Origin of the sequence: Streptomyces sp. NPDC020898, assembly GCF_044333925.1 — a bacterium.
In the GTDB taxonomy this organism is placed as follows: Bacteria; Actinomycetota; Actinomycetes; order Streptomycetales; family Streptomycetaceae; genus Streptomyces.
Genome location: NZ_JBIRRV010000005.1, coordinates 242348 through 265647 on the forward strand (window position 1 = coordinate 242348; position 23300 = coordinate 265647).

Here is a 23300-nt window from a genome sequence, read left to right on the forward strand (position 1 = left end):
CTCTGCGCTGAGCACGGGAAGGGGGAGCGAACGTGATGAGCGGGCGGGACGGAACGGGGGACGCCGAGGGGGACGGGTCAGCGTCGACAGCCGTCGCTCGCGCACCGGCCGTGATCGAGGAAGCGGCGCATCGTGAGCAACACGTTTCCTCCTTCGCATCGGCCGGCGGGTACAGGTGCTGGACTCTAACATCGGATTCCGGCCACCGGCCCAGCTGTCTCGAACTGTGGTTTGCCGAGGTCATGTACGGTGTCGCGCACCGTCGGAACTTCAGGAGCGTCCCGCTATGCCCCAGGAACTGCGCGCCGTCGGCTGGACCGGAAACAGCCTCGCGCTCATCGACCAGACCCTGCTGCCGCACCGCAACGAGACCATGGATGTCCGCGATGTGGACACCCTCGTGGACGCGATCCAGCGGCTCGTCGTGCGCGGCGCACCCGCGATCGGTGCGGCAGGCGCGTACGGGGTCGCCCTCGCGCTGCTCCAGGGCGAGCGGGAGGGGTGGTCCGAGGAGCAGGTGCGCAAGGCCGTGGCCCGGATCCGCGAGGCCCGGCCGACCGCCGTCAACCTCATGGTGTGCGTGGACCGGGTCATGACGCGCTTCGGGGAGGGGCTGGAGGCGGTTCTCGACGAGGCCGCCGCCGTCCAGCGCGAGGACGTCGAGGGCAACCGGGCGATGGGCGCGCACGGCGCCGACTGGCTGATCGAGCGCCTCGCCGCGAGCGTCGGCGACCGCCCGCTGCGCATCCTGACCCACTGCAACACCGGCGCGCTCGCAACGGCCGGATGGGGTACGGCACTTGGCGTCATCCGCGAACTGCACGCACGGGGCCGGCTGGAGGTCGTGTACGCCGACGAGACGCGCCCGCTGCTCCAGGGCTCACGCCTGACCGCCTGGGAGCTGGTCCAGGAGGGCATCCCGCACTACGTTCAGGCGGACGGGGCCGCGGCCGGCACGATCCTGCGCGGCGAGGTGGACGCGGCGATCGTCGGCGCCGACCGGATCGCGGCCAACGGGGACACCGCCAACAAGGTCGGCACGGTCGGGGTCGCGCTGGCCTGCGCCGACGCCGGAATACCGTTCCTGGTGGCGGCGCCCACGACCACGGTCGACCTGGCGACGGCCACGGGCGCCGGCATCCACATCGAACTCCGGGGCGAGGACGAGGTGGTGGAGTGGGCGGGCGTACGGACGGCGCCCGCCGAGTCACGCGGCCACAACCCGGCGTTCGACGTGACACCGGGGCGACTGGTGACGGGGCTGGTGACGGAACGGGGCGTGCTGGAGGTCTCCGCCGGTCAACTGCCGGGCGAGCACCTGCAGTAGACCGAAGAACAGTCAGGGGGTCCCCGGATTCCGGGGACCCCCTGACCGCTGTTCACCGACCGACGTCAGCGCGGCGAGAGTTCCAACTCCAGCAGCCACTCCACGACTTCGGTGTGGTGCCGTGCCTGGCGGGGGTCGTCCCCCCAGACATACAGCCCGTGTCCCGCGACCACGACGGCCGGCATCCGGGGGTCGCGGGCCGCTTCCAGACGGTCCCCGAGCACCTTCATGTCCTGGCTGTTGGTGATGACCGGCAGGGTCACCTCGACGTCGTGGGCGGGCTGGCCGACGCCCTTGAGCATCTCGACGTCCTTGAACACGATCCCGCCGGGCTCGCGCCGGCCCATCGCCACGGACGCCACGGTGTGCACGTGCACCACCGCGCCGGCGCCGGTCAGCGCGGCGACCCGGGCGTGCAGCTCGGCCTCGGCGGACGGCTTGCCGCCGTTCACCGCCGCGCCCTGTGCGTCCACCAACACCACGTCCGCGGGCGTCAGTTCACCCTTGTCGTGGCCGCTCGCGGTGACCGCGAGGAGCAGCGGATCGCGGGACAGCACCACGGACAGGTTCCCGGAGGTGCCCCGCATCCAGCCGAAGGAGGCGAAGCGCGCGGACTCGGCGGCGAGTACCGCTCCGGCCTCCTCAAGGTCGAGCGTGCTGATGTCGGCGGTCACGTGGTGCTCCTAGTCGTGCGGATGCTGATCTCGTCGAACGACCCCGCCTGCGCGTGGTCCCCGACGCCCTGCTCGTAGTACGGCTCCCCGGGCCGCCGGATCCCGACGGTCCGCCACCCGGCGGTGCGTGCCGCGTCCAGCTCGCCCGGCCGGTCGGAGAGGAAGAGGAGACGGCTCGGGTCGGCGGTGCCGGTCGCCTCCGCGATACGGCGGTACGACTCCGGCTCCTGCTTGGGCCCCGCGTTCTCGGTGTCGTACAGGCCCGAGACGAGCGGCAGCAGGTCGCCCTCGGGGGTGGACGCGAACCACGCGCGCTGCGCGGCGACCGACCCGGAGGAGTAGACGTACAGCCGAAGCCCGCTCGCGTGCCAGGTGCGCAACGCGGGCAGGACGTCGTCGTAGAAGTGCGAGACGAGGTCGCCGCGCGCGAAGCCCTCGGACCAGATGATGCCCTGGAGGGTCTTGAGGGGCGTCGCCTTACGGTCCTCGTCGAGCCAGGCGTTGAGGGTCTTCTCGACGCGTACGGCGTCGGCGCCGGGCTCGTCGATCAGCTCGCGCACCTGCGCGACCGCCCGCGCCACCTCCGGCTCACCGCTCCGCTCCGAGAGCAGTGCTCCGAAGCGAGAGCGGGAGTACGGATACAGCACGTCGACGACGAACCCGGTCGCGCTCGTGGTGCCCTCGATGTCGAGCACCACAGCGTCCACCGTGAACTCCAGGGTCACGCGGCGGCCCTGTCCTGCTGGAACCCGGCGTCGATCGTGTCGTAGTCCGGGAAGCGGGAGGCGATGGGCGAGCCGGTGAAGCTGCCGATCCAGCCGTCCTCCTCGTGGAAGAAGCGGATCGCGGTGAAGGCAGGGCTCGTGCCCATGTCGAACCAGTGCGTGGTGCCGCGCGGCACGCCCAGCAGGTCGCCCTTCTCGCAGTACACGGCGTGTACTTCGCCGTTCACGTGCAGATAGAAGATGCCGGAGCCGGAGACGAAGAAGCGGACCTCGTCATCGTCGTCGTGCGTGTGCTCCTGGAGGAACTTCTCGCGCGCCGCCTTCGCCTTCGCCGGGAACCCCGGGTCGTCGCTGGGGTGCAGACCGAGGACGTCGACCGTGGTGAAGCCCTCCTCGGCGTTCAGCTTGTCGATCTCCGCGCCGTACGCGGCGAACACGGTGTCGCTGTCGGCGTCCGCGGGGACGTCCTCGCGGATCGGCCACTGCTCGTAGCGCACACCGATCGGGGCCAGCGCGGCGGCGATCTCGACGGGGTCGGAGGTACGGCGCACGACGGTCTCCGGGCCGGACTCGGGCCAGGTCGTCAGCAGGGTCATAGGACAACTCCAGGTGGCTGGAAGGCTGGAAGGGGGGAGTGGAACGCGAGCACGAACGAAAACGAAGGCAAGGGGAAGGAGGGCTACGGAGGGGGGAGGCGCAGGAGCAGGAAGGCGACCGGGGCCGGTCGTCAGTCGCGACAGCCGCGACACAGCGCGTCGGTACAGCGTCGTACCGCTGTCGCGCAGGGTGTCGTCATCATCGGAGCCTCACTGTCCCGGGTCGGGTGCCGGTCCCGTGATGGTAACTCCCGGCGGCGGGTCGGCAGAGTGTGACGAATCAGGCGTTCCATATAGTGAGATGCGATGTCCAAGCCTTTGACGAATGGCTGGAAACGTTCTCATGATCTCCCTATGAAGACGCTGCTGCTCGTGCGGCGGCTGTACGTGGACTTGCTCCGGTCGACCACAGCCCGCTGTCGCTGACCTGACCCGGAGTACCCGAGACGCCCCCGGCCACGGTGTGAATGCCACCCCGTCGCCTCCTCGCGCTCGGGGCCGGACACTCCCGCGCCTGCGCCTTCCGGCCATCGCCCCTCCCTCTTCATCCCTCCCGTACTGCCCTGCCCCTGGAGCCCCGCATGTCCCGCACCCGTCTGCCCCTTGCCGCGCTCTCGCTGGCCTCCGTCTCGGCGCTCTTCCTCGCGGGCTGCTCGCAGTCGACGAACGCGTCGACGGACACCGGTGACACGGCCGCCTCCGCGGCGGCGGCCACCGGCACCAAGCCGGCGCCCTTCGACAAGGGCACGGTCAAGGTCGCGCTGGTCCGCCAGAGCGGCGCCGGCGACTACTTCGAGCAGTGGGGCAACGGCGCCAAGGCGCAGGCCAAGGCCCTCGGCATCGACCTGACCGTGTACGACGCCCAGGCCGACAACGCCAAGCAGGCCACCGACCTGTCCTCGGCGATCAACTCCGGCGCGCAGGCGATCATCGTGGACCACGGCTTCCCGTCCACCATCCAGCCCGAGATCGACAAGGCCGTGAAGCAGGGCATCAAGGTCGTCGTCTACGACGTCGAGACCGCGACCAAGGGCGTCGTCAGCACCAAGCAGGACGACGCGAGCATGGCCCAGGCCGTCCTCGACGTGATGGCGAAGGAACTCGGCAAGGACGCCAAGGTCGGTTACGTCAACGTGGCCGGCTACGCGGCCCTCGACAAGCGCGACAGTGTCTGGAAGTCGACGGTCGACGCCAACGGCTGGAAGCAGGCCTTCAAGGTCGGCAAGGTGACGGACTCCACCGCCACGGACAACGTGCCGCTGGTCTCCGCCGCGCTCACCCAGCACTCGGACGTGGCGGGCATCTTCGCGCCGTACGACGAGCTGGCCAAGGGCACCGTCCTCGCCGTGCAGAACAAGAAGCTCCAGGACAAGGTGAAGGTGTTCGGCGCGGACGTCTCCAACGCCGACATCCAGAACATGACCGCGGACGGCAGCCCATGGGTCGCCACGGCGGGCACCGACCCGTCCGCCGTCGGCGCCGCCGTCGTCCGTACGGCAGCCCTGGAACTGGCCGGCCAGCTGAACAAGACGTCGGTCGAGTTCCCGGCCGTCGCCATCACGCAGGACTTCCTGAAGAGCAAGAACATCCAGAACATGGACCAGCTGCGCGCCGCGCTGCCCGCCCTCAACCTCTCCCAGGTCAGCACGGCCGACTGGATCGCCAATGTCGCCCACTGAGGCGTCCCAGGCGTCCCAGGCTTCCCCCGCGGCAGTGGGTCTGCGGGACGTCAGCATGGCCTTCGGCGGCAAGCCGGTCCTGGAGTCCGTCTCGCTGGACATCGCACCGGGCAGCGTCGTCGCGCTGCTCGGCGCGAACGGGGCCGGCAAGTCCACGCTCATCAAGATCCTGTCCGGCGTCCACACGGACCATGGCGGCAAGGTGACCGTCAACGGTTCCCCGGCCGCCCTCCAATCCCCGCTCGCCGCCCGCCAGTTGGGCATCCAGACGGTGCACCAGCGGATCGGTGAGGGCATCGTGCCCGGGCTCACGGTGGCCGAGAACCTGGTCTTCGAGGAGCTGGCCCAGGCGCGCGGCAACCCGTTCCTCAACGGGCGCCGCGTGCTGGCCCGCGCCCGCGAGATCCAGTCGGCCCTGGACCTGGGCTGGAGCGACGCCCTGCTGAAGCGGGACGTCACCGAACTCGGCATCTCCGACCGCCAGTTGCTCATCCTGGCCCGCGCCCTGGCCACCCGTCCGCGGCTCCTGATCCTCGACGAGCCGACGTCCGCGCTCTCGGCCGCCGAGGCGGAACGCCTCTTCGCGCTGGTCGAGAAGATGCGCGACGACGGCATCGCGGTGCTCTACGTCTCCCACCGCCTCGGCGAGATCGACGCGCTGGCGGACCGGCTGGTCGTTCTGCGGGACGGCCGTCTCACCGAGGACCAGGTCAAACCCTTCGACTGGGACAGCGCCCTGCGCGCCATGCTCGCCCAGGCCCAGGAAGCGACCACGGCCCGCCCCCGGCCGGCCGGCGGCCCGGGCGAGACCGTCCTCTCGCTGCGCGGCGTACGGCTCCTGGACGGCCGTACACCCCAGGACCTGGATCTGCGGGCGGGCGAAGTCACCGGCATCGTCGGCCTGTTGGGCGCCGGCAAGACCGAACTGGCCCGCGGCCTCTTCGGCGCCGAACCGTTCACCACGGGCGCCGTACAACTCGACGGCAAGGCGTACGAGCCGCGCCGCCCCGCCGACGCGATCCGCGCCGGCATCCATCTGGTCCCCGAGGACCGGCACGCGGACGCCCTGGTCCCCGGCTGGTCGCTCGCCCAGAACATCTCCCTCCCGTTCCTCAAGTCCCTCTCGACCGCCGGGCTGGTGAACCGCTCGAAGGAGGACGCCCTCGGTCGCGCCACCATCGAGGCGCTCGGTGTCGTCGCCCGCGACGAGCACAGCACCGTCGAGGAGCTGTCCGGCGGCAACCAGCAGAAGGTCGTCGTCGGCCGCTGGCTCGCCGAACGCCCCCGCGTCCTCATCCTGGACGAACCGTTCCGAGGCGTGGACATCGGCGCCCGCCGCGACATCGGCCGCCGCGCCCGCGCGCTGGCGGCGGAGGGCTCCGCCGTCCTGGTCCTGTCGGCCGACGTGGACGAGGTCCTGGAGGTCGCCGACCGGGTCGTTGTCCTGGCGGCCGGGGAGATCCATCTCGACGCGTACGGCGAGGACGCGGAGCGGGATCGGGTCATCCAGACGATCTCGGCATCCGTCTGATGTCGGCCGGGGGAGGGGCGGTTCGTTGGCTGCGGGCCGGTGGGGGCTGGTCGCGCAGTTCCCCGCGCCCCTGTCGGGGCGCGGTAGTGCGCCCGGCTTTCCCGGCCCCGCCACCCGTCGCCCCCGCCCACCTCACGCCGGCCCCACTCCATGCCACCCCAGGAAGCACCCCATGACCACCACTCAGAGCGCCCCCGTGAAGACGGCGACCCCGCCATCACTCGCCGCCGGTCCGCGCATCCAGAACGCGGTCATCAAGTACGGCTTCATCTTCGTCACCGTCACGCTCTTCATGTACTTCGCGCTGAGCGAGCCGTCGTTCCGTGACTCCGCGACGCTTCTCGACACCCTCCGGTACGTCTCCGTCGCCGCGATCCTGGGCCTCGGTGTCACGCTCACCATGGCCGTCGGCGGAATGGACATGTCGGTCGGCGCGGTGGCCGGGCTCGGTGTGACCGTCGCGGCGAAGACGATGGTCTCGTACAACCAGGTCGGTGTGGTCGCGATCATCGCGGTGATCGTCGCGGGCGCCCTCGCGGGCCTGCTCAACGCCCTGCTCATCGTGGTCCTCAAGATCCCCGACATGCTGGCCACGCTGGGCACCATGTTCGTCATCCAGGGCACCAAACTCATCCTGGTCGACGGGCAGTCGATCACCCCGGGCATGACCCAGTCCGACGGCACGACGGCCCCCGGCAAATTCACCGAGGGCTTCCTGCGCATCGACCGCGGCACGATCCTCGGCATCCCCGTCTCCGTCGTCATCTTCGGTGCCCTGACGGTCGTCGCCTGGGTCTTCCTGGCCCGCACCCGCTGGGGCCGCGTGCTGTACGCGATCGGCGCCAACCCCGAGGCCTCCCGCCTGGCGGGCATCCGCGTGGGCGCGTACCGGGCGCTGGCCTACGTCCTTTCCGGCGTCCTCGCCTCGATCGGCGGCCTGATCCTGGCGGCGCGCATCGGCCAGGGAGACGTCTCCGCCGGTACGTCCCAACTCCTCGAAGCCGTCGCCGTAGCCCTGGTCGGCACCTCCGTCCTCGGCCGGGGCCGTCCGAACGTGTGGGGCACCGCCCTGGGCGCGGTCCTGATCGGCATCATCACCACGGGCCTGACCATCAAGGGCCTGCCGTACTACACGCAGGACGTGGTCGAGGGCGCCGTCCTGATCCTCGCCCTCGTCTTCAGCTTCACCCTGTCCAAGCGCCGCACCGCATAAGGAAGTTCACGATGGGCTACCGCATCCTGGAGCCGGCCGACATCCCCGCGTACCTGAACGAGCGAGGCCACTGGCCGGACCCGTCGGACATCGAGGTCCGCGAGGTCTCCGACGGCAACATGAACCGCGTGTTCCTTGCCTCGTCCGCCGACGGCACCCGCAGCCTCGCCGTCAAGCAGGCCCTGCCCTGGGTCCGGGTGGCCGGCCCGTCCTGGCCGATGAGCCCGGAGCGCGCCGACGCCGAGGCAAGGGCGTACGAGCAGGTCGCGAAGGTGGCCCCCGACAAGATCCCGGCGATCCTCGGCTACGACCCGGAGAACTACGCCCTCGTCATGGAGGACATGTCGGACCTGGAGGTCCTGCGCACCCTCCTCAACGAGGGCGCCGCGTACGGCCCGGACACGTCCGCCCGGATCGGCGAGTTCGTCGCCCAACTGGCGTTCGCGACCAGCGACTTCGGCATGCACTCCGCCGAGCGCAAGGCGCTCGTCGCCGCCTCCGTCAGCCCTGAGCTGTGCAAGATCACCGAGGACGTCGTCCTCTCCGAGCCGTACATCGAGCACGAACACAACCACTGGCACGCGGACTTGGACGACCTGGCGACGGAGTTCCGCGCGGACGCGAGGCTCCGCACGGAGGTCGCCGACCTCCGCCACACCTTCATGACGAGCGCCCAGGCCCTCCTCCACGGCGACCTGCACACCGGCAGCGTCATGGTCGGCGACCGCGAAGGCGCCCCGGTGGTACGGGTCTTCGACCCCGAGTTCTCCTTCGTCGGCCCGATCGGCTACGACCTCGGCGTCTACTGGGCCAACGCCCTGGTCTCGGCGGAACGGGCCCGGGCGCTCGGCACGCTGTCCGACCACGCCGACCAACTCGCCCTGTCCTGGGATGCGTTCGAGGCCGAGTTCCGCCGCCTGTGGCAGACGAGGGTCGACACCTTCTTCGACGACGCGTACCTGGACCGCTTCCTGCACAGGATCTGGACGGAGTCGCTCGGCTACACCGGCACCGAGATCATCCGCCGCATCATCGGCTTCGCCCACCTGACCGACCTGACAACGCTGCCGGACCCGGTTCCTGCCTCACGCAGGGCACTGCTGCTCGGCCGCGAACTGGTCGTCCGCCGCGAGGAGTTGACGGACGTCGACGCAGTACGCGCGGTAGTGGAGTCCCTGGCCTGACGGGCATCACGCCATGTCGAACCATCCGTTGCCGGCCGCCCAGTGAGCGACCCAGCCGGCGAAGCCGGGCGCGGAGGTCGTGTACCCGAACTCCGCGCCGAACGGCATGGCGCCCACATCGGTGATGTGCCAGATGTGCCCCCGCTGGGGTCCGGTGACGACGAGGTGCCAGTTGATGGCGCACCCGTCCGTGCCGAGCACGATCGAACCGTGCTTGAGGACGTGCTCGATGACGGCGTCGGGATCCTCGTAGGGTCCGTCGTCCTCCTCCCACAGCCACTTCTGTGCGAGCGGGAACGGTTTGGCCAGGTCCCGGGCCGTCCCGTCGTCGCTCCAGTCGTCGGGCAGTTCGGCCAGTCCCACGAGCCCGTACTCGGGCGGCCCGGCGTACGAGCCGTCGGTGACTTCGGCGACGAACGTCCGGTACGGCTCGGGCAGGACGACCCGGTGCTCCGCCTCGAAGGCGCGCACCGCCGCCCAGCCGAGGGCGGACTCGCCGCCGTCGTCCACGTCGAACGCGGTGCGCAGCGCGGCGAGTTCAGCCGGATCGGCGTGTTCGGTGTTCATGAGGCAAGGGATAGCACCCGCCTCTGACAACGGCTGACGCACCCGTACACGCACCGACGCACGCCGAAGGGGCGCCCCCCCGGCCAGGGAGCCGCCCCGTCACGCTCGTACCGCCTACTTCTTGTCGAGCAGATCCTGGACCTTCGCCCGGACGTCGTCCGTGGCAAGTCCCCGAATCGTCAGTGTGGTCCGACGGCGCAGCACGTCGTCGGCCGTCTCCGCCCACTCGTTGTCCCGCGCGTAGACGACCTGCGCCCAGATCTCCGGCGCGTCGGCGTGCACACGCTCACCCAGTTCGGGGTTCTCGTTGGCCAGCCGCGCGATGTCGAACGCCAGCGACCCGTAGTGCGTCGCGAGGTGCCTCGCCGTGTCGGCGGCCATCCGCGGACCCGGCGCCGGCGCGTCCACCAGCAGCCGGTGCGCGACGGCGCGCGGGTTGGCCACACCGGGAAGCGGCAGCCTCTTCGGCAGGGCCGAGACGGGCTCGAAGCCGTCACCCAGCGGAGCGCCGGGCAGCGTCTCCAGCTTCTGCATGACCATGCGGCCGATGTGCCGGAAGGTAGTCCACTTGCCGCCGGAGACGGACAGCATCCCGCCCCTGCCCTCGGTCACGACCGTCTCCCGCTTGGCCTTCGCCGTGTCACCGGGGCCACCCGGCAGCACCCGCAGACCCGCGAAGGAGTACGTGATCAGGTCGGGGGACAACTGCTGGTCGCGCACGGAGAACGCGGCCTCGTCGAGGATCTGCGCCGTGTCCTTCTCGGTGACCGAGACGTCCGCCGGGTCGCCCTCGAACTCCTCGTCGGTGGTGCCGAGCAGGAGCATGTCCTCCCAGGGCAGGGCGAAGGTGATGCGGTACTTGTCGATCGGGGTGGCCAGCGCGGCCTTCCACGGAGACGTCCGCTTCAGGACCAGGTGCGCGCCCTTCGACAGCCGGATGGACGGCGCCGCGTCCGGGTTCTCCATCTTGCGCAGGTGGTCGACCCAGGGGCCGGTGGCGTTGAGCACGAGCCTGGCGTTGACGCCGAAGTCGTCACCGGAGAGCCGGTCGCGCAGGTCGGCGCCGGTGACCCGGCCGTTGGTGAAGCGCAGCCCGGACACCTCGGAGTGGTTGAGCACGACCGCGCCCGACTCGACGGCCGCACGGACCGTCATCAGCGCCATGCGCGCGTCGTTCATCTGTCCGTCGCCGTACACGGCCACGGCCTTGAGGTTCTCGGTGCGCAGCTCAGGCACGTCCTGCGCGGCCTTGGCCGGCGACAGCAGGTGCCCGACGCCGTCACCGAACGCCGACAGGGCGGAGTAGGCGAAGACGCCCGCCCCCAGCTTCGCCGCGCCGTGCGGCCCGCCCTTGTACACGGGGAGGTAGAACGTGAGCGGGTTCGCCAGGTGGGGGGCCACCTGACGCGACACCGCACGGCGCTCGAAGTGGTTCTCCGCCACCAGCCTCACCGCGCCGGTCTGCAGGTAGCGCAGACCGCCGTGGAGAAGCTTGGAGGAAGCGGAGGAGGTGGCGCCGGCGAAGTCACCGGCGTCGACCAGAGCCACCCGCAGACCGGACTGCGCGGCATGCCAGGCCGTCGAGATGCCGAGGATGCCACCGCCGATCACGAGAAGGTCGTACGTCGCCTTGGAGAGCTGCTCCCGGGTCTCGGCGCGGCTGGGGTTCGTGCCGGAGGCCGGGTGCGTACCGAGGGCAGGCACGGACTGCAGGGTGGACTGGCTGGTCATGTGGTTTCTTACTCCTCGACAGAGCTGTCTTCGAGCCAGCCCATGGACCGCTCCACGGCCTTGAGCCAGCTCTTGTACTCACGGTCGCGCTTGGCCGCGTCCATGTTGGGGGTCCACTCGGCGGCCCGGCGCCAGTTGGCGCGCAGGTCGTCGGTGTTGGTCCAGAAGCCGACGGCGAGACCGGCGGCGTAGGCGGCACCGAGGCAGGTCGTCTCGGCGACCATCGGACGCACCACGGGGGCGTCCAGGAAGTCCGAGAGGGTCTGCATCAGCAGGTTGTTGGAGGTCATGCCGCCGTCGACCTTGAGGGCCGCGAGCTCGACGCCCGAGTCCTTGGTCATGGCGTCCGTGATCTCACGGGTCTGCCAGGCGGTGGCCTCCAGGACGGCGCGCGCGAGGTGCGCCTTGGTGACGTACCGGGTCAGGCCGGCGATCACACCGCGGGCGTCGGAGCGCCAGTACGGGGCGAACAGACCGGAGAAGGCCGGTACGAAGTAGGCGCCGCCGTTGTCCTCGACCGATGACGCGAGCGTCTCGATCTCGGCGGCGGTGGAGATCAGGCCCATCTGGTCGCGCATCCACTGCACCAGCGAACCGGTGACCGCGATCGAGCCCTCCAGGGCGTAGACCGGGGCCTGGTCGCCGATGCGGTAACCGACCGTGGTCAGCAGGCCGCTGTAGGAGTTGATGATCTTGTCGCCGGTGTTCATCAGCATGAACGTGCCGGTGCCGTACGTCGACTTGGCCTCGCCCTCGGCGAAACAGGTCTGGCCGAACAGGGCCGCCTGCTGGTCGCCGAGCGCGGAGGCGACCGGGATGCCGCCGAGCAGGTCGCCCAGCTTGCCGCCCGTGACCTCGCCGTACACCTCGGCGGAGGAGCGGATCTCCGGGAGCATCGACAGCGGGACGCCGATCGACTCGGCGATCTTCGGGTCCCACTCCAGCGTGTGCAGGTTCATCAGCATGGTGCGGGAGGCGTTGGTGACGTCGGTGACGTGACGGCCGCCGTTGACACCACCGGTCAGGTTCCAGATGACCCAGCTGTCCATGGTGCCGAAGAGGATGTCCCCGGCCTCGGCGCGTGCGCGGAGGCCCTCGACGTTGTCGAGCAGCCAGCGGGCCTTGGGGCCGGCGAAGTACGAGGCCAGCGGCAGGCCGGTCTCACGGCGGAAACGATCCTGCCCGACGTTGCGGCCCAGCTCCTTGCAGAGCGTGTCCGTACGGGTGTCCTGCCAGACGATGGCGTTGTGGACCGGCTCACCGGTGTTCTTGTCCCACAGCAGCGTCGTCTCGCGCTGGTTGGTGATGCCGATGGCCTTGATGTCGTCGCGGGTGATGTTGGCCTTCGCGATGGCGGAGGCGACGACCTCTTCGACGTTCGTCCAGATCTCGACGGCATCGTGCTCCACCCAGCCCGGCTTCGGGAAGATCTGCTCGTGTTCCTTCTGGTCGACGGAGACGATGCGGCCGTCCCGGTCGAAGACGATGCAGCGGCTGGAGGTGGTGCCCTGGTCGATGGCTGCGATGAACGGCCCGGTGCCGTGGGAATGCGTGGCGGCGGTCACTGTGAGCTCCTGAAAGGTCCGTGGGTTCCGTGGGTATGGGGCTGGCTTACGGCGTGTTCGCCGGCGGCTCCGAGCGGGCGTACCCGCTCGTTCGGGCAGATGTACCCGCTCGCGGGAGCGGGCGCACCGGCTCTAAGCAAAGGCGACGTTGTAGATGCCCGCAGCGATGGCGCCGCCGATCAGCGGACCGACCACCGGAATCCAGGCGTAGCTCCAGTCGGAGCCGCCCTTGTTGGGCAGGCGCAGGAGGGCGTGCACGATGCGCGGACCGAGGTCACGGGCCGGGTTGATCGCGTAGCCGGTCGGGCCACCGAGCGAGAGGCCGATGGAGACGACCACGAGGGCGGTGATCAGCGCGCCCAGGGTGCCGAGACCCTTGCCGCTGTCGTTGAGACCCTGGGTGAGGACCGCGAGGACCAGCACGACGGTGCCGATGATCTCGGTGGCGAGGTTCTGCCACGCGACGCGGATCTCGGGACCGGTGGAGAAGATGCCGAGCACAGGGCCCGCGCCCTTCTCCTGCGCCTCGACGGCCTTGGTCTTCGTGGCCTGCGCGCCCGGACCGCCGACGATCTCCCTGTCGGTGAGGTGCGCGTGGAACTGGCCGTAGTAGGCCACCCAGACGAGCGTCGCGCCGATCATGGCGCCGAGCAGCTGACCGCCCCAGTACTCGGGAACGGTGCTCCAGTCGTCGTTCTTGATCGCGAGGGCGAGAGTCACGGCCGGGTTGAGGTGGGCGCCGGAGAGCGGCGCCGAGGTGTAGACGGCCGTCAGTACGGCGAAACCCCACCCGAAGGTGATGGCGAGCCAGCCGGCGTTGCGGGCCTTGGAGGCCTTCAGCGTGACGGCGGCACAGACACCGCCGCCGAGCAGGATGAGTATGGCGGTACCGATGGTCTCGCCGATGAAGATGTCGGAGCTGGACACCCGCGACTCCTTTGTCCTTCGTCCAGGGGAAGCTGCCGGCCCTTGGCGTTGTCACACTCTAACGCCTATTGCCGGTCGGTGTTCGACAATGTCGACCGATGGACGCGAGTCTTGTCCCGGTGTTACAGGCGCGTCAAGAGTTCTGTTATCGAAAACACGATCGTTATTGATTGCTGTGAGCTATCGATCTTGAGCTGAGTCCACCGGGGTACGGGAGAGGGGGGGGGCGGGGGGCCGCCCCCCCCCCCCCCCCCCCCCCCCCCCCCCCCCCCAACCCCCCCCCCCCCCCCCCCCCCCCCCCCCCCCCCCCCCCCCCCCACCCCCCGCCGTTCGGGCGGGCCTGCGAGATCTCGAGCGCGCCGGGCGCCCCCGGGGGGGGGGGGGGGGGGGGGGCGGGGGCCCCCCGCCCCGCCCCTCTCCCGTACCGCAGACCTCAGAAGCGCCCCGCGCCCAGATCGCGCGACACCGCGCGCGCACAGTCCCGGACCGCCGCGATCAGCTCCGGGCGCAGCTCGCCGTCCCGGCAGACCCGTTCCACCGCGCCGGTGACGCCGACCGCGCCGACCGGCATCCGCCGCCGGTCGTGGATGGGCGCCGCGATGGACGCCACACCCTCCCAGGTCTCCTCGACGTCGGCCGCGTACCCGCGCGCGCGGGTGAGGTCCAGGACGCCCTCGAAGCCCTCCAGATCGCTGATCGTCCGGTCGGTGTACGACTTGCGCTCGGCCTCCAGGACCTCGCTGTGCGCGACCGGGTCGTAGGCCGACAGGACCTTGCCCAGGGCCGTGGAGTGCAGGGGTTGCATGGCCCCGACCTCCAGCACCTGCCGGCTGTCGTCGGGGCGGAAGACGTGGTGCACGATGAGCACGCCGTGCTGGTGCAGCACCCCCAGGTGGACGCTCTCGCCGCTGGAGCGGGCCAGGTCGTCGGTCCACACCAGGGCGCGTGCGCGCAGCTCGTGGACGTCCAGGTAGGTGGTGCCCAGGCGCAGCAGTTCGGCGCCGAGCTGGTAGCGCCCAGAGGCGGGGTCCTGCTCGACGAAGCCCTCGTGCTGGAGGGTGCGCAGAATGCCGTGGGCCGTGCCCTTGGCGAGGTCGAGCGACGAGGCGATGTCCGAGAGGCCGAGCCGACGCTCGCCGCCCGCGAGGAGCCGCAGCATCGCCGCCGCCCGTTCGAGCGACTGGATGTTCCGTGCCATCGCCGTCCTGCCTCCGTCCCCTTCGACCGCCAGCAACCGGCGCTCGCTACCACCGTTCGGCAATGTCGAACACTACCGGTCCCTGGTGACTGCCCGCCAATGGCCGGTCGACACCTGTTACATCCCGCGTACATCCGGATGGATGTACCGCGTACGTGCCGACGGCTTTCGGCCATGACACGCTCGCCACGTACGTCCGTCCCGTGGACGCCCTGACCATACGGCCCCGCCCCGGGCTACCCTGGCGGCGTGCGCCTTCTCCGCGAAGCCGCAAAGCCGACAGCCGTCGCACTCCAGGGAGCCCTTACATGGCCTCGTTGCCCACCCCTTCCGCCGACAACAGGACCCGTGTGTCCGCCCTCCGGGACGCACTCGCCACCCGTGTGGTGGTGGCCGACGGCGCGATGGGCACCATGCTGCAGGCGCAGGATCCGACGCTGGAGGACTTCGAGAACCTCGAAGGCTGCAACGAGATCCTGAACGTCACCCGCCCCGACATCGTCCGCTCCGTCCACGAGGCGTACTTCTCGGTGGGCGTCGACTGCGTCGAGACGAACACCTTCGGCGCCAACCACACGGCGGCGACCGAATACGACATCGCCGACCGCGTGTACGAGCTCTCCGAGTCCGGTGCCCGCATCGCCCGCGAGACCGCCGACGACTTCGGCGCCCGCGACGGCCGTCAGCGGTGGGTCCTCGGCTCGATCGGCCCCGGCACCAAGCTGCCGTCCCTCGGCCACATCGACTTCCAGACCCTCCGCGACGGCTTCCAGGCGAACGCGGAGGGACTCCTCGCCGGCGGCGCCGACGCCCTGATCGTGGAGACCACGCAGGACCTCCTCCAGACGAAGTCGTCGATCCTGGGTGCCCGCCGGGCCATGGAGGCCACCGGCCTCGACGTACCCCTGCTGGTCTCCATGGCCTTCGAGACGACCGGCACGATGCTGCTCGGCTCGGAGATCGGCGCCGCGCTGACCGCGCTCGAACCGCTCGGCATCGACATGATCGGCCTGAACTGCTCGACCGGCCCGGCCGAGATGAGCGAGCACCTGCGCTATCTGTCCCGCAACTCCCGCACCCCGCTCCTCTGCATGCCCAACGCCGGCCTGCCGATCCTCACCAAGGACGGCGCCCACTTCCCGCTCGACCCCGAGGGCCTGGCCGACGCCCAGGACACCTTCGTACGGGACTACGGCCTGAACCTGGTCGGCGGCTGCTGCGGAACCACCCCGGAGCACCTGCGGCAGCTCGTGGAGCGCGTGCAGGGCGCCACGCCCGTCGAGCGCCGGCCGCAGCCCGAACCCGGCGCCGCCTCGCTCTACCAGACGGTCCCGTTCCGCCAGGACACCGCGTACATGGCGATCGGCGAGCGGACGAACGCCAACGGGTCGAAGAAGTTCCGCGAGGCCATGCTCGACGCCCGCTGGGACGACTGCGTGGAGATGGCCCGCGACCAGATCCGCGAGGGCGCGCACATGCTCGACCTGTGCGTGGACTACGTCGGCCGGGACGGCGTCGCCGACATGAAGGAACTCGCCGGCCGCTTCGCCACCGCCTCCACGCTGCCGATCGTCCTGGACTCCACGGAGGTTCCCGTCCTCCAGGCGGGCCTGGAGAAGCTCGGCGGGCGCGCCGTCATCAACTCGGTGAACTACGAGGACGGCGACGGACCGGAGTCCCGCTTCGCCAAGGTCACGAAGCTGGCCCAGGAGCACGGCGCCGCGCTGATCGCGCTGACGATCGACGAGGAGGGCCAGGCCCGTACCGTCGAGCACAAGGTCGCCATCGCCGAACGGCTGATCGAGGACCTGACGACGAACTGGGGCATCAACGAGTCGGACATCCTCATCGACACGCTGACCTTCACCATCTGTACCGGCCAGGAGGAGTCCCGCAAGGACGGCATCGCCACGATCGAGGCGATCCGCGAACTCAAGCGCCGCCGCCCGGACGTGCAGACCACCCTCGGTCTGTCCAACATCTCCTTCGGCCTCAACCCGGCCGCCCGCATGCTGCTCAACTCGGTCTTCCTCGACGAGTGCGTCAAGGCGGGCCTCGACTCGGCGATCGTGCACGCGTCGAAGATCCTCCCCATCGCCCGCTTCAGCGAGGAGGAGGTCACCACCGCCCTCGACCTGGTCTACGACCGGCGCGCAGAGGGCTACGACCCGCTCCAGAAGCTGATGGCCCTGTTCGAGGGCGCCACCACCAAGTCCCTCAAGGCCGGCAAGGCGGAGGAACTCGCCGCCCTGCCCCTGGACGAGCGACTCCAGCGCCGCATCATCGACGGCGAGAAGAACGGCCTGGCGGCGGACCTCGACGAGGCCCTGACGACCCGCCCCGCCCTCGACATCGTCAACGACACCCTCCTGGAGGGTATGAAGGTCGTCGGCGAGCTCTTCGGCTCCGGCCAGATGCAGCTCCCGTTCGTCCTCCAGTCCGCCGAGGTCATGAAGACGGCCGTCGCCTACCTCGAACCCCACATGGAGAAGACGGACGACGACGGCAAGGGCACGATCGTGCTCGCCACCGTCCGCGGCGACGTCCACGACATCGGCAAGAACCTCGTCGACATCATCCTCACCAACAACGGCTACAACGTCGTCAACATCGGCATCAAGCAGCCGGTCTCCGCGATCCTCGAAGCCGCGCAGGAGCACCGGGCCGACGTCATCGGCATGTCCGGCCTCCTCGTGAAGTCGACCGTGATCATGAAGGAGAACCTCCAGGAACTCAACCAGCGCAAGCTGGCCGCCGAGTACCCGGTGATCCTCGGTGGTGCAGCCCTGACCAGGGCGTACGTCGAACAGGACCTCCACGAGATCTACGAGGGCGAGGTCCGCTACGCCCGCGACGCCTTCGAGGGCCTGCGCCTGATGGACGCCCTGATCGGCGTCAAGCGGGGCGTCCCCGGCGCCAAGCTGCCCGAACTCAAGCAGCGTCGCGTCCGCGCGGCCGCCGCCGTACAGGTCGAGGAGCGCCCCGAAGAGGGCCACGTCCGCTCCGACGTCGCCATCGACAATCCGATCCCCACCCCGCCCTTCTGGGACACCCGGGTCATCAAGGGCATCCAGCTCAAGGAGTACGCGAGCTGGCTCGACGAGGGCGCCCTCTTCAAGGGCCAGTGGGGCCTCAAGCAGGCCCGCGCCGGTGACGGTCCGACCTACGAGGAGCTGGCCGAGACCGAGGGCCGCCCCCGGCTGCGCGGCCTCCTGGACAAGCTCCAGACGGAGAGCCTGCTGGAGGCGGCCGTCGTCTACGGCTACTTCCCGTGCGTCTCCAAGGACGACGACCTGATCATCCTCGACGACCAGGGCAACGAACGTACGCGCTTCACGTTCCCGCGCCAGCGCCGTGGCCGCCGGCTGTGCCTGGCCGACTTCTTCCGCCCGGAGGAGTCCGGCCAGACGGACGTCGTCGGGCTCCAGGTCGTCACCGTCGGCAGCCGGATCGGCGAGGAGACCGCCAAGCTCTTCGAGGCGAACTCCTACCGCGACTACCTCGAACTGCACGGCCTGTCCGTCCAGTTGGCCGAGGCGCTCGCCGAGTACTGGCACGCGCGCGTGCGCTCCGAACTGGGCTTCGCCGGCGAGGACCCGGCCGACGTCGAGGACATGTTCGCCCTCAAGTACCGCGGCGCCCGCTTCTCCCTCGGCTACGGCGCCTGCCCCGACCTGGAGGACCGCGCCAAGATCGCCGACCTTCTCAAGCCCGAGCGCATCGGCGTCCACCTCTCCGAGGAGTTCCAGCTCCACCCCGAGCAGTCCACCGACGCCATCGTCATCCACCACCCCGAGGCGAAGTACTTCAACGCACGCTGATCGGACAAGACGTAGACTGGTCGGTCCATCGCAGGCCGGTTGCCCTCTGTGCACTCAGGGGCAACCGGCCTGATCGTCCCTCAAGGAGGTGCGCCAGGATGACCAGCACGGTCCCCGCGCTCGGAACCCGTACGGCCGAAGGCTCAGCACTCCAGGCCGTACTCCTCGACATGGACGGCACCCTGGTGGACACCGAGGGCTTCTGGTGGGACGTCGAGGTGGAGATCTTCGCCGGCCTCGGTCACACCCTCGACGACTCCTGGCGGCACGTCGTGGTCGGCGGCCCGATGACCCGCAGCGCCGGGTTCCTCATCGAGGCCACCGGCGCCGACATCACCCTCGCCGAACTCTCGGTCCTGCTCAACGACGGGTTCGAACACCTCATCAGCCGCGCCCTGCCGCTGATGCCGGGCGCCGCCCGCCTCCTCGCCGAACTCTCCGCGCACGAGATCCCGACCGCCCTCGTCTCCGCCTCGCACCGCCGGATCATCGACCGCGTCGTGGCCTCCCTCGGCCCGCAGCACTTCGCCCTGAGCATCGCCGGGGACGAGGTGGAGCGGACGAAGCCGTACCCCGACCCCTATCTGCTCGCGGCGGCCGGCCTGGGCGCCGACCCGGCGAGATGCGCCGTCATCGAGGACACGGCGACCGGCGTCGCCGCCGCCGAGGCCGCCGGCTGCCACGTCATCGCCGTGCCCTCGGTCGCCCCCATCGCCCCCGCCGCGCGCCGCACGGTCGTCACCTCGCTGGAAGAAGTCGACCTGCCCTTTCTCCACGGACTGATGACGGAAATGCACTGACCCCTTCACCGAGTGTGCCCGTCGAATGCGGGAAAACGCGCGGATGAACGCAAGGGCCGTCATCTGAGAATTACCGCGGCTCCACGGAATCTCTCGCAATGGCAAAATTCGCGTATGCACCAATCACGCTGAACGTGTGAGCTTCGCCACGCGGAAAGGCCCCGGCGACGGGCAAGTGGCGTGTACACGCGCCCCTTTCAGGGGCTCTCGGCACGCCCTTGTGTCCCGTTTGGGGAGAACCTGCGCGGAATCATTCCGCCGCCGGTTTTTCGGTGCGTCCGCACCCGGTTCCGCAGCGTGATGAGCCCTCAACTCCGGCTGCCTGTGGGCCCCTCCGCGGTGCGGACTAACCTCGTTGAGAGAACATCGAACTAATCCCGTACCCGCGCGCACCACCCCACGCACGCCGGGTTTCTGGGATCGACAGCCTGGAGAAACCCGAGCATGAACCGCAAGACTCTGGTGCTGCCCGCCGCGCTCGGCCTGCTCGTTCCCGTGCTCGCCGCCTGTGGCGGAGCCGGTGGCAGCGGCAGCGGCGGCGATGCCATCGTTGTCGGCACCACGGACCGGTTCACCGCCTCGACCGAGACTCCGGCGCCGATCGACCCGGCGTACGCCTACGACGTCGGCACCTGGAACATCCTGCGTCAGACCGTGCAGACCCTCATGGTCCAGCCGCGCGGCGACGGCGACCCGGTGCCCGAGGCCGCCGAGAAGTGCGGGTTCACCGACACCGGCAACGAGCGCTACGCCTGCACCCTGCGCAAGGGCCTCAAGTTCGCCGACGGCAGCGACGTCAAGGCCGCCGACGTGAAGTTCTCGATCGACCGGGCCCTGCGGATCCAGGCCGACAGCGGTGTGTTCGCCCTGCTGTCCACGATCGACACCGTCGAGACCGAGGGCGACCGCGAGGTCGTCTTCCACCTCAAGACCGCCGACGCCACCTTCCCGTTCAAGCTGTCCACCCCGGTCGCGGGCATCGTCAACCCGGACGACTACGACAAGGACAAGCTGCGCGACGGCTTCAAGGTCGACGGCTCGGGCCCGTACACGCTCCACGCCGAGGTCAAGAACGACGAACTCGTCAACGCCGTCTTCACCAAGAACCCCCATTACGAGGGGCAGTTGACGCCGAAGAACGACAAGGTCGAACTGCGTTCCTTCGAGGACGCCGCCGCCATGGGCACCGCCCTCTCCAAGGGCGACATCGACCTGATGACCCGCACGATGTCGCCCGAGCAGATCCGGAAGCTCGACGACGAGTCGGCCGGCGACATCGACCTCGTCGAGATGCCCGGCCTCGAAATCCGCTACCTCGCCTTCAACACCAACGCCCCGACGGTGAAGACCAAAGCCGTCCGCCAGGCGATGGCCCAGATCATCAACCGCGCCGAACTCGTCTCCACGGTGTACGGCGACGAGGCCCAGCCGCTCTACTCGCTGGTCCCGGCCACCATCACCGGTCACTCGAACTCCTTCTTCAACAAATACGGCGAGCCGAGCGACATCAAGGCCAAAACCCTGATGGCCAACGCCGGTATCACCGCCCCGGTGAAACTCACCCTGCACTACACGACCGACCACTACGGCCCGGCCACCAAGCAGGAGTTCGAGGAACTGCAGAAGCAGCTCAATGCCAGCGGGCTGTTCAGCGTCACCATCGAGGGCACGCCCTGGGCCACCTTCGCCCCCGCCGAGCGAGAGGGCGAGTACGACGTCTACGGCATGGGGTGGTTCCCCGACTTCCCCGACGCGGACAACTACCTCGCGCCGTTCCTCGACAAGGACAACTTCCTCAAGTCGCCGTACGCCAACAGCCGGATCCGCGCCACCCTGATCCCGGAGTCCCGCCGCCAGGCCGACCGCCTCACCGCGTCCAAGAGCCTCACGGACATCCAGGACATCGTGGCCGACGACGTACCCGTGCTGCCGCTGTGGCAGGGCAACCAGTACATCGCTGCCCGCGACGGCATCACCGGCGCCGAGTGGGCCCTCAACTCCTCCTCGACGCTCCAGCTCTGGGAGCTCGGCCGCGGTGTGAGCTGACCGGCACACCCGTCCGACGCACGTTTCCCGACCCGGGACCGGGACGGTCCCGGGTACTCAAGACCCGACGACAAGGCACATCCACGTGAACCTGCGCAACCAGTGGCCAGTCCTGCCCATCGTGGCGGGGCTGGCCTCCGGCCTCCTGACCGGATGCGGCTCGGAGAACGGTGACTCGGGGGCCGACGGCTCCACGGTGGTGATGGGGATGTCCGACGACGTCCTGGCCACCGACCCGGCCTCCGGCTACGACCCCGGCTCCTGGCTGTTGTTCAACAACGTCTTCCAGTCGCTCCTCAGCTTCCCCAAGGGCGGCACCGAACCGGTGCCCGAGGCCGCCAGGGAGTGCGCCTTCAGCGACGCGCAGACCAAGGTGTACAAGTGCACCCTGCGCGACGGCCTGAAGTTCAGCAACGGTGACTCGCTCACCTCGGAGGACGTCAAGTTCTCCTTCGACCGCATGCTGAAGATCAACGACGACGCCGGTCCCGCGATCATGTTCCCCATGCTCGGCTCGGTGGACACCCCGGACGAGAAGACCGTCGTCTTCAACCTCAAGGTGGCCGACGCCACCTTCCCCAGCAAGATCGCCTCCGGCGCAGGCTCGATCGTCGACCACCGGCAGTACGACGAGGACGGCCTGCGCAAGGACGGCGAAGCCGTCGGCTCCGGCCCCTACCGGCTCGACTCGTTCGGCGAGGACAGCGCCGTCTTCTCCGTCAACCCGAACTACAAGGGCACCGCCGAGGTCCAGAACTCCGGCGTCACCCTCAAGTTCTTCCACGGCGACCAGACCAAGCTGAAGAAGGCCTTCCTCGACAGGGACGTCGACATCGCCTACCGAGGCCTCAAGGCCGGCGACATAGCCGACCTGGAGCAGAACAGCGGCGACGAGGGCATCGACGTCGTCGAGGGCACCAGCGCCGAGGTCCAGCACCTCGTCTTCAACATGAACGACCCGGTCACCGGAAAACTCGGCGTGCGCAAGGCCATCGCCTACCTCCTCGACCGCGAAGCCCTCGTCGACCAGGTCTACGAGGACACCGCGACGCCCCTCTACTCGATCATCCCGGCCGGCATATCCGGTCACAACACGGCCTTCTTCGACACCTACGGCGCCCGCCCCTCCCAGACCAAGGCCAAGGCGGCCCTCCAGGCCGACGGCATCACCGGCAAGGTCAAACTGACCCTCTGGTCGACCCCGTCCCGCTACGGCCCCGCCACCGACGACGAGTTCGCGGCCATCGCCAAGCAGCTCAACGCCAGCGGCCTCTTCGAGGCGACCGTCCGCTCCGTCCCCTTCGAGCAGTACGAGAAGGACATCGAAGCCGGCAAGTACGGCGTGTACGTGAAGGGCTGGGTGCCGGACTACCCCGACGCCGACAACTTCACCGCCCCCTTCTTCGGCAAGGGCAACGTCCTCGGCAACAACTACACCAACAGCACCATCACCGACACGCTCATCCCCGGCACCGCCGCCGAGAGCGACCGTGCCGCCACCGACGCGGACTTCGCCGAACTCCAGGACATCGTCGCCCAGGAGGTCCCCTTCCTCCCTGTCTGGCAGGCCAAGCAGTACGCCGTCGCCCACGACAACGTCTACGGCCTCGAGTACTGCCTCGACGCCTCGACCGTCTTCCGCTTCTGGGAGATCAACAAGGGCTGACCCGGCCGGTACGCGAACGAGGGCGCCCCTTCCGTTCCCGGAAGGGGCGC

17 protein-coding genes are annotated in these 23300 nt (G+C 69.6%); 9 read left to right on the forward strand and 8 right to left on the reverse strand.

What is annotated here, in order from left to right:
* The first annotated feature begins 286 nt into the window (after positions 1-286).
* Entirely contained in the window at positions 287-1327 is a 1041-nt protein-coding gene (mtnA, locus tag ACH4TV_RS18415; protein WP_398399226.1) for an S-methyl-5-thioribose-1-phosphate isomerase, read from the forward strand.
* Positions 1328-1392: 65 nt separating this feature from the next.
* Here the strand turns inward: mtnA and mtnB are convergent, their stop codons facing one another.
* From mtnB to ACH4TV_RS18430, 3 genes are read right to left on the reverse strand one after another with little or no spacing between them, the layout of a single operon-like run.
* Positions 1393-2001 carry a methylthioribulose 1-phosphate dehydratase gene (gene mtnB / locus ACH4TV_RS18420; RefSeq protein WP_398399228.1) on the reverse strand — a complete coding sequence of 203 codons (609 nt, stop codon included), beginning with the start codon at positions 1999-2001 and terminating at the stop codon, positions 1393-1395.
* On the reverse strand, positions 1998-2726 hold the full coding sequence (gene mtnC, locus ACH4TV_RS18425; protein ID WP_398399230.1) for an acireductone synthase: 729 nt from the start codon (positions 2724-2726) through the stop codon (positions 1998-2000). Before mtnC ends, mtnB begins: the two co-directional genes overlap by 4 nt.
* Positions 2723-3322 (reverse strand): 1,2-dihydroxy-3-keto-5-methylthiopentene dioxygenase, encoded by a 600-nt coding sequence (locus ACH4TV_RS18430; protein WP_398399232.1) that lies wholly within the window; start codon positions 3320-3322, stop codon positions 2723-2725. Before ACH4TV_RS18430 ends, mtnC begins: the two co-directional genes overlap by 4 nt.
* Positions 3323-3903: 581 nt before the next feature.
* On the opposite strand from ACH4TV_RS18430, the gene ACH4TV_RS18435 reads away from it, so the two are divergent.
* The 4 genes from ACH4TV_RS18435 to mtnK all read left to right on the forward strand — a co-directional run bounded on the left by ACH4TV_RS18435 (position 3904) and on the right by mtnK (position 8929).
* Complete coding sequence (locus tag ACH4TV_RS18435) at positions 3904-5001, forward strand: substrate-binding domain-containing protein (RefSeq protein WP_398399234.1); 1098 nt, start codon at positions 3904-3906, stop codon at positions 4999-5001.
* A complete protein-coding gene (locus ACH4TV_RS18440) occupies positions 4988-6532 on the forward strand; it encodes a sugar ABC transporter ATP-binding protein (protein WP_398399236.1) in 1545 nt (514 codons plus the stop codon). Before ACH4TV_RS18435 ends, ACH4TV_RS18440 begins: the two co-directional genes overlap by 14 nt.
* A gap of 172 nt (positions 6533-6704) precedes the next feature.
* The gene (locus tag ACH4TV_RS18445) at positions 6705-7745 is read left to right on the forward strand and encodes an ABC transporter permease (RefSeq protein ID WP_398399238.1); all 1041 of its coding nucleotides are present in this window, start codon (positions 6705-6707) and stop codon (positions 7743-7745) included.
* A gap of 11 nt (positions 7746-7756) precedes the next feature.
* Positions 7757-8929 carry an S-methyl-5-thioribose kinase gene (gene mtnK / locus ACH4TV_RS18450; RefSeq protein ID WP_398399240.1) on the forward strand — a complete coding sequence of 391 codons (1173 nt, stop codon included), beginning with the start codon at positions 7757-7759 and terminating at the stop codon, positions 8927-8929.
* 6 nt (positions 8930-8935) lie between these two features.
* Here mtnK and ACH4TV_RS18455 read toward each other — a convergent pair whose 3' ends face one another.
* The 5 genes from ACH4TV_RS18455 to ACH4TV_RS18475 form a co-directional block, all read right to left on the reverse strand.
* The gene (locus ACH4TV_RS18455) at positions 8936-9496 is read right to left on the reverse strand and encodes an SMI1/KNR4 family protein (protein ID WP_398399242.1); all 561 of its coding nucleotides are present in this window, start codon (positions 9494-9496) and stop codon (positions 8936-8938) included.
* Positions 9497-9610: 114 nt separating this feature from the next.
* Positions 9611-11227 carry an FAD-dependent oxidoreductase gene (locus ACH4TV_RS18460; protein WP_398399244.1) on the reverse strand — a complete coding sequence of 539 codons (1617 nt, stop codon included), beginning with the start codon at positions 11225-11227 and terminating at the stop codon, positions 9611-9613.
* Positions 11228-11235: 8 nt separating this feature from the next.
* The gene (gene glpK, locus ACH4TV_RS18465; protein WP_398399246.1) at positions 11236-12792 is read right to left on the reverse strand and encodes a glycerol kinase GlpK; all 1557 of its coding nucleotides are present in this window, start codon (positions 12790-12792) and stop codon (positions 11236-11238) included.
* 132 nt (positions 12793-12924) lie between these two features.
* On the reverse strand, positions 12925-13719 hold the full coding sequence (locus tag ACH4TV_RS18470) for an MIP/aquaporin family protein (RefSeq protein WP_398399248.1): 795 nt from the start codon (positions 13717-13719) through the stop codon (positions 12925-12927).
* Positions 13720-14152: 433 nt separating this feature from the next.
* The gene (locus ACH4TV_RS18475) at positions 14153-14917 is read right to left on the reverse strand and encodes an IclR family transcriptional regulator (RefSeq protein WP_398399250.1); all 765 of its coding nucleotides are present in this window, start codon (positions 14915-14917) and stop codon (positions 14153-14155) included.
* Between the two features lie 308 nt (positions 14918-15225).
* On the opposite strand from ACH4TV_RS18475, the gene metH reads away from it, so the two are divergent.
* From metH to ACH4TV_RS18495, 4 genes are all read left to right on the forward strand, one after another.
* Positions 15226-18738: a methionine synthase gene (gene metH / locus ACH4TV_RS18480; protein WP_398399252.1), complete on the forward strand. Its 3513-nt coding sequence runs from the start codon at positions 15226-15228 to the stop codon at positions 18736-18738.
* Between the two features lie 98 nt (positions 18739-18836).
* Complete coding sequence (locus ACH4TV_RS18485) at positions 18837-19538, forward strand: HAD family hydrolase (RefSeq protein ID WP_398399254.1); 702 nt, start codon at positions 18837-18839, stop codon at positions 19536-19538.
* A 444-nt stretch (positions 19539-19982) separates the two neighbouring features.
* A complete protein-coding gene (locus ACH4TV_RS18490; protein WP_398399256.1) occupies positions 19983-21584 on the forward strand; it encodes an ABC transporter substrate-binding protein in 1602 nt (533 codons plus the stop codon).
* An 85-nt stretch (positions 21585-21669) separates the two neighbouring features.
* Positions 21670-23250 carry an ABC transporter substrate-binding protein gene (locus ACH4TV_RS18495; RefSeq protein ID WP_398399258.1) on the forward strand — a complete coding sequence of 527 codons (1581 nt, stop codon included), beginning with the start codon at positions 21670-21672 and terminating at the stop codon, positions 23248-23250.
* Positions 23251-23300: the final 50 nt, after the last annotated feature.

Coding starts and splice junctions, on each gene's coding strand:
- ACH4TV_RS18490 (WP_398399256.1), top strand. CDS start 19,983: ATGAACCGCAAGACTCTGGTGCTGCCCGCCGCGCTCGGCCTGCTCGTT.
- ACH4TV_RS18430 (WP_398399232.1), bottom strand. CDS start 3,322: ATGACCCTGCTGACGACCTGGCCCGAGTCCGGCCCGGAGACCGTCGTG.
- ACH4TV_RS18475 (WP_398399250.1), bottom strand. CDS start 14,917: ATGGCACGGAACATCCAGTCGCTCGAACGGGCGGCGGCGATGCTGCGG.
- ACH4TV_RS18435 (WP_398399234.1), top strand. CDS start 3,904: ATGTCCCGCACCCGTCTGCCCCTTGCCGCGCTCTCGCTGGCCTCCGTC.
- mtnK (WP_398399240.1), top strand. CDS start 7,757: ATGGGCTACCGCATCCTGGAGCCGGCCGACATCCCCGCGTACCTGAAC.
- mtnA (WP_398399226.1), top strand. CDS start 287: ATGCCCCAGGAACTGCGCGCCGTCGGCTGGACCGGAAACAGCCTCGCG.
- ACH4TV_RS18445 (WP_398399238.1), top strand. CDS start 6,705: ATGACCACCACTCAGAGCGCCCCCGTGAAGACGGCGACCCCGCCATCA.
- ACH4TV_RS18455 (WP_398399242.1), bottom strand. CDS start 9,496: ATGAACACCGAACACGCCGATCCGGCTGAACTCGCCGCGCTGCGCACC.
- ACH4TV_RS18440 (WP_398399236.1), top strand. CDS start 4,988: ATGTCGCCCACTGAGGCGTCCCAGGCGTCCCAGGCTTCCCCCGCGGCA.
- metH (WP_398399252.1), top strand. CDS start 15,226: ATGGCCTCGTTGCCCACCCCTTCCGCCGACAACAGGACCCGTGTGTCC.
- ACH4TV_RS18485 (WP_398399254.1), top strand. CDS start 18,837: ATGACCAGCACGGTCCCCGCGCTCGGAACCCGTACGGCCGAAGGCTCA.
- ACH4TV_RS18460 (WP_398399244.1), bottom strand. CDS start 11,227: ATGACCAGCCAGTCCACCCTGCAGTCCGTGCCTGCCCTCGGTACGCAC.